At 42.5% G+C, this 5,692-nt stretch carries 6 protein-coding genes; 5 read left to right on the forward strand and 1 reads right to left on the reverse strand.

Annotated features, from left to right (window positions below):
• The 4 genes from ACYQ2O_RS10170 to ACYQ2O_RS10185 all read left to right on the forward strand — a co-directional run.
• A partial coding sequence (locus ACYQ2O_RS10170) for a hypothetical protein (RefSeq protein ID WP_459796550.1) occupies nucleotides 1-245 on the forward strand: 245 nt, incomplete at its 5' end.
• Between the two features lie 21 nt (nucleotides 246-266).
• Nucleotides 267-509: a hypothetical protein gene (locus ACYQ2O_RS10175; RefSeq protein ID WP_161879797.1), complete on the forward strand. Its 243-nt coding sequence runs from the start codon at nucleotides 267-269 to the stop codon at nucleotides 507-509.
• 312 nt (nucleotides 510-821) lie between these two features.
• Nucleotides 822-1,418: a hypothetical protein gene (locus ACYQ2O_RS10180; RefSeq protein ID WP_459796551.1), complete on the forward strand. Its 597-nt coding sequence runs from the start codon at nucleotides 822-824 to the stop codon at nucleotides 1,416-1,418.
• Between the two features lie 12 nt (nucleotides 1,419-1,430).
• Nucleotides 1,431-1,673, forward strand: a complete 243-nt coding sequence (locus tag ACYQ2O_RS10185) for a hypothetical protein (protein ID WP_459796552.1) — start codon at nucleotides 1,431-1,433, stop codon at nucleotides 1,671-1,673.
• A 296-nt stretch (nucleotides 1,674-1,969) separates the two neighbouring features.
• On the opposite strand, the gene ACYQ2O_RS10190 is transcribed toward ACYQ2O_RS10185, so the two are convergent.
• Nucleotides 1,970-3,694 (reverse strand): IS1634 family transposase, encoded by a 1,725-nt coding sequence (locus tag ACYQ2O_RS10190; protein WP_459796553.1) that lies wholly within the window; start codon nucleotides 3,692-3,694, stop codon nucleotides 1,970-1,972.
• A gap of 373 nt (nucleotides 3,695-4,067) precedes the next feature.
• Between ACYQ2O_RS10190 and ACYQ2O_RS10195 the strand changes: the two genes are divergently transcribed.
• The coding region (locus ACYQ2O_RS10195; protein WP_459796555.1) for a glucosaminidase domain-containing protein at nucleotides 4,068-5,692 on the forward strand (1,625 nt) is incomplete at its 3' end.

Genomic DNA, 5,692 nt, shown 5'->3' on the forward strand with positions numbered 1-5,692 from the left:
ATCACTGTACGGGTATTCAGCAAGATGAAGCGAGACAATACGTGGAGGCAAAACTCAAGAGTGCCGAAGGCAGTCTTCGTATCTTTGATGAGAACGCACTCACGTCCTTAATCAGCCATGCCCAAGGCAGTTTAAGGCGGTTGGATCTTTTAACAACAAAGGTTTTAGAAATAGGTGTAAAACAGCAACAGGTTCAAATCACCCTGTCTTTAATTGAATCGGCAACGGCCGAAATCTTATTTTGATCGGTATAAGGAGCGTGTCTAATGGAAGAGCAGGAAATATGGCAAGAGATCGAAACCTGTTATTTTGAACAAACGTATTCTCCCACATTGAAACTTTATATCCAACAACTCGTTCAGGCGTATAAAATTTCCAGCGAGGAAGCGTATTTGTTTTCCTATTCACAGACCAAGCAATTAATTGAAACAGCCATACAGCAGGAAGAGAGAGTTCCGTCGTCTTTTGAATCCAATGGATTTATGGAAGATCAGGATGTCTCATTTTAATGGAAAACAGAAAGAAAGTCCGAAGAGAAAGGAGCATACGCTCCCAATGCTCTTCGGACTTTTTTTAGTAACTATTGTAGAAGACAATCCGCTGGTCTAAACTGACAAACGTGCTGGAATAAACAGATTCTGTCGCTTAATTGCCTCATTTTCTTAAATAAAACTGCCGGAATAAAGTGACATTTACTGGCTGGATTATTTTGCTTTTCTACACCAAACGGCACGATTACAGGTAACCCAATCGCATGGCAAAACACCAATGCGACACTAACATTCAATGCAACAGATACCGGTGGCTCAGGTGTGAGGCGGGTGAGAATTGCAGGCGGCGCATGGGTAAACGGCGCAACAACGACTCAAACCGCAACAGAAAATGGAACCTACAGTTTTGAGGTAGAAGACCATGCTGGAAACACACGAACCGTGTCAGCGACGGTTAACCGTATAGATAAAGCTGTACCAAGTGGTTCGATTTCTCAGACGCCGACAGGTTGGACAAATCAGAATGTCACCTTGACGTTTAATGCGACGGATACCGGTGGTTCAGGTGTCAGACGAGTAAGGCAATCGGGCGGCACATGGGTGAATGGCTCGACAACGACTCAAACAGTCACGTCAAACGGCACCTATTCCTTTGAAGTAGAAGACCATGCTGGGAACACGTCAACACGGTCTCATACCGTAACAAATATTGATAAAATTTTACCCAATGCAAGCAGTACGCAATCACCAACAGCGTGGACGAATGGGAATGTCGATATTACATGGAATGCAAGTGCAACCGGTAGCCCATTAAGTCGTATTAGAACACATAACGGGTCAACATGGGGTGCATGGTCAGCTGTTAGTGGGACAACGTCATCAACGGTTCAAACCGTCACATCAAATGGCATTGTGTTACGTAAGTAAGGAGAGATGGCGATGGAAGATAAAGACCGAAACAGAGCATTAGAAAAACCGAGTCATCCGGATAAGGAACCCAAATGGTACACATGGTCGATGACCGTGTCCTTGATTGTTATAGGGTTAGGGGCGCTTTTGCTGTTATGGAGCGCCTATTCAAACGCGGACGATGTAGAACAGGAGTCCGAAGAGGTGTCATGGGGTGCACCTAGAGATATCCGGTATGAAAATAGTGAACCATCTATACGGGTTGTCAGCTAAGAGAACTCGTATAGAAGACGATGGTGGCGCGTAGACAATGCAAAAACCACCGACACATTCAGGGGGCAAGTGTACACATTCACCTTGACGCTCCAGTTGAACACGCGTAACAAACCCTGCATATAGATGCGGGGTTTTTGTTTGCTTTATTGTTACAGTCAGGTATCAAACATTACACGCTAACCGTCTATTCAAACGGTTCTGAGCACGGTATAATCTCGAGTTTGACAGTCAAAACGACAAGAATGCCTTAGGTATAGGCTCTCTTGTCGTTTTTTTAGTTGGAAAAGTGCGTACTATTTTTGTTTTTTCGTTTGTTTTAAAATGTTTTTCATTCTTTTTTGAGGAATAATTTCAGTGTTCGTTCTAAACCCAAACTCCTCATGGAGTTGATCAGTCAAATCCGTTCGTGTATAGGTTGGGATATACCCTTCTCCTGAATATTCAAACACACGCATCTTGCGCAGTGTATCAATGATATCAGGACAGGTATAAGCTTCATCTAATGTTTTTTCAAGAATACGATAAACCAGTAATGAAAGAAAGCAAGTGAGGAAATGTGCTTTAATCCGGTCGTCCTTTCGGACAAAAACCGGTCGTGCACGCATTTCACTTTTCAGAATACGAAAGGTTTCCTCAATCTCCCAACGGCGATGAGATATTTTAAGTATCTCTTCTGAATCCCCCGATATATTTGTACAGATACCGTATAACCCATCGTATTTCGCTTCTTCATTTATCTTCTCTTGATCTACTGTGACTTGAAAGTCCTTCGCGATCTCGCCTTCTTTAGTGACATGGGTCTCTTTTAAGAAACGCTTGAAATCTGTTGGACGTTTTTTCTTTAATTGACTTGGATTATCGGCTTTCTTCATGGCTCGTTCAATCTGTTTTCTGCGAATCTCTTCTTGATAGCGTTTATGCTTGGGAGAAAAAGTGATAATCAATCGCTGTTCTAATCCATTTTCATGGATCCAGCGTTCTTTATAATAGTGTCCTTTATCTTTTTCTAAATCCAAATCTTCCAGATTTATTTTACGGGAAGACCGATGCGATTCCCCTACGGGGAGCCAGTCCTTGGTATCCAATGCCCATTCCTTTAAATGCTTTTTTAACAGTTTAATAGACTGAGTCGTAATAAATCCTCTATTTCCAAAAGAGTTATAGAGTCTATTGTCATGAGAAGACAGTCCAGCGTCTGTACAAACAACAAACTGGGATAAGTTAAAATCGCGTATAATTCTCTTTTCCAATGGCTTTAACGTCGGTTGTTCATTTTGGTTGCCTGAGTGAATCACGAAAGAAAGGGGCAGCCCGTTGCCATCCATGAACAGTCCCATTTGAACAATGGGGTTAGGGCGATTCTCTTTAGACATGCCGTATTGTTTTAAGCCTTCGGCTTCTTCAATTTCAAAATAGAAATTCGTGCAATCGTAATATAATACCTGTTGGTTACGTTCCACAATTTCTAAACTGTTCTGATAGACCATTTCTTCGATAGTATTTGATTCTTCGGCTAAAACATCTAGGGCACGATAAATGTGCTGGGATTCTACTTCGTGCGCTTCAAGTAAATCTTGCGCACACTCAAACGTTCCTTTCTTTGACCGGGGATTCAGTATACGCATATAAATCAGTCGAGAGAGTATCGTGTTTAAGTCATAAGAAAAGTTGTGTTTGTCTGAAATGATGCGGCAGACCTTATCCAGCTTTAGTTGATGATAAAGGGATTGTAAAAATAAATACCCGACATTGAATGACCGTTGGTCATTTTTAGGGATGGGTTTATGGGGATCAAATTTCGCTACAATCTTGGCCTTTTTTTCTTTTTCTTTATCGGTCAAAGTCTTAGCGTATTGTTTGGCCCATTCATACGGATCGACTCCCGGATGTTTTTCTAAAATCTCTTTATCATTTCCTAGGGCTTCAACCACTTTTGTGGTTTTCTTTCCGTTAACATAAACGTCTTTAATGATCATATAGGAGGTAGAATGTTTTGACTGGCTCTTTTTCACGCGCATAGGAATCCCTCATATCTTAGTTTAATATGCTTATTATACAATAGTACGAAATAGTACGCAATAATAAAGAAGTGAATTTGACAAAAAAATAAAGCCCTCATAGGCTTTCTGTCACTTTTTCCTGGTTTCAACTGTCAAACTCCCGTGTACACATTCACCTTGACGCTCCAGTTGAACACGCGTAACAAACCCTGCATATAGATGCGGGGTTTTTGTTTGCTTTATTGTTACAGTCAGGTATCAAACATTACACGCTAACCGTCTATTCAAACGGTTCTGAGCACGGTATAATAGGGTTAATGTGGTGACGCTCACACTAAATTTAGCGTGATAACAAACATAAAACATAAATGGATATATAGGAGTGATACGAATGGTAAAATCAGTTTTCTCTAAACACGCGGTGAACAAATCGTCGCGTTATAAAAAAGTAGCGACCCGGTCCTCAAGTGTGTTGGCTAGTGTGATTGTATTGACAGGATTTGCAGGTTCGGTATCGGCCGAGTCGATTGAACAAGATTCTGTCGAATTGACGCAGTTATATGAACACTATACAGCGTTACAATCAGCCCACGACTCGGATCATACATATGATGACAACGAGACATCCGATTACCTAAATGAATTACAGGCAATCAAAGATCAATTAATTCAGTTGATTGAAGATTCCGGTGGCGAAAGTATTTTTGAGCAAGTGGACCGTGACCGATTATCGGTTGATCAATTGGATACGATTTTTAATGCATTACTTGGTCGAGTAGATAGTGACGTAGACGATGCAGAAGCTGATGAAATTGTTGATGCAATCGAAGACGTTGAACCAGAAGAAGAAGTGGTTGTTGAAGCTGAACCAGAAGCTGAACCTGTGGTTGTTGAAGCTGAACCAGAAGCAGAAGATGTGGTTGTTGAAGCTGAACCTGTGGTTGTTGAAGCTGAACCAGAAGCAGAAGATGTGGTTGTTGAAGCTGAACCTGTGGTTGTTGAAGCAGAACCTGTGGTTGTTGAAGCAGAACCTGTGGTTGTTGAAGCTGAACCAAAAGCAGAAGAAAATGTGGTTGTTGAAGAGGCTGCCAATACAAAAGACACGACTGAAACGCCGTCAGTGCGCACGTTCTCGCTTACGACCGCAACACAAAGCGCAAACCCTACGGCCAACGCGACGTTCCATGTGGTTCGCTCAGGTGACACACTCTCACGTATTGCACAAATGTATGGGACAACGGTGGCTAACATTGCACAATTGAATAATATCCAAAACGTTAACCACATTGTCGTAGGTCAACGTTTGACGATACGTGAGGGTGCCGCGTCCGCGTCCGTCACCAACGCGACCGCAACGCCGGTGAGACAAACACAGGCAGAGTTTATCGATATGATCGCGGGTCCCGCACAGCGCGTGGCTAAGGAATTTAATTTGTATACGTCGGTCATGATTGCACAAGCGGCCTTAGAATCTGGCTTTGGGCGTAGTGAATTATCCAGAGGACCTAACTACAACTTGTTTGGTGTAAAAGGCCGATACCAAGGGCAATATGTTGCATTACCCACAAGAGAATACATTCCCGCACAAGGTGGATGGATTACGGTTACTGAGCGCTTCAGACGGTACCCGAATATTGAAGCCTCCCTTAGAGACTACGCGAGATTGCTCCGAAATGGTTTGAGTTGGAACAGCCAATTTTATTCCGGCACATGGGTTGAAAATACAACCAGCTACCGTGATGCGACGGCATGGTTACAAGGGCGATACGCAACCGATCCAACGTATGCCAGCAAATTGAATAACATCATTGCATTATATGATTTAACACGTTTCGATACACATGTGACACACGTGTCTGAAACACCAACACCTGCACCGACACCTGTTTCAACACCTGTGTCAAACCAAAGAACACATACGGTTGTACGTGGGGACACCTTGTCACACATTGCCGTTGCAAACAACACGACCGTAGCTAACTTAAAACGTTTAAATAATTTAAGCAGTGACGTGAT

The sequence above is a fragment of the Alkalibacterium sp. m-11 genome, from assembly GCF_054658155.1.

Bases quoted from the DNA above. Each gene is read 5' to 3' on its own strand.
- ACYQ2O_RS10175 (WP_161879797.1), top strand. From the start codon at position 267: ATGGAAGAGCAGGAAATATGGCAAGAGATCGAAACCTGTTATTTTGAA.
- ACYQ2O_RS10185 (WP_459796552.1), top strand. From the start codon at position 1,431: ATGGAAGATAAAGACCGAAACAGAGCATTAGAAAAACCGAGTCATCCG.
- ACYQ2O_RS10190 (WP_459796553.1), bottom strand. From the start codon at position 3,694: ATGCGCGTGAAAAAGAGCCAGTCAAAACATTCTACCTCCTATATGATC.